Raw genomic sequence first — 564 nt, forward strand, 5'->3', positions numbered from 1 at the left:
GAGCTCGCCGACGGCCTTGTTGGCGATGCCGGTCTGCTCGTCGAACATGAACTTCCACAGCAGTCCCGCGACGACCAGGCTGAGCATGTAGGGCATGAAGAGGGCCGTCCGGTAGGCGGCCATGCCGGGCAGTTTCTGCTTCATCAGGACGCCGAGCCCGAGACTGACCACGAACAGCACCGGGACCAGGATGACCACGTACTTCGCGGTGATCCACATCGAGGACCAGAAGTACGGGTCGTCGATCATGCGCTGGTAGTTGCCGAGGCCGATCCACGTGTACGAGCCGAAGCCGGAGACCTGGAAGAAGCTCAGGACGACCGAGAAGAGCATCGGCAGGAGCACGAAGAGGAACAGGCCGAGACTGTCCGGCAGGAGGAAGAGCCCGGCGGCGAGCCACTCGCGGTGCTTGCGGCTGAGCCGCGGCCCGGAGGCCTTCGCGGCGGTTGCCGGGGCGGCGGGCGCCGTGCGCTGCCGGGTGGCGATGCTGCTCATATCAGGCTCGCCCCCTCGTAGCTCTTCATGTAGGCCTCGATGGTCCGGGCGGCCCGGTCGGCCTCGCCG

At 67.0% G+C, this 564-nt stretch carries 1 protein-coding gene; it reads right to left on the reverse strand.

Annotation, left to right across the window (positions count from 1 at the left end; translation table 11 throughout):
* Window positions 1–495, reverse strand: a 495-nt coding sequence (locus GTW43_RS20820) for a sugar ABC transporter permease (RefSeq protein WP_161303530.1), incomplete at its 3' end; no start/stop codon positions are given.
* Window positions 496–564: the final 69 nt, after the last annotated feature.

The sequence above is a fragment of the Streptomyces sp. SID5785 genome, from assembly GCF_009870065.1.
GTDB lineage: Bacteria > Actinomycetota > Actinomycetes > Streptomycetales > Streptomycetaceae > Streptomyces.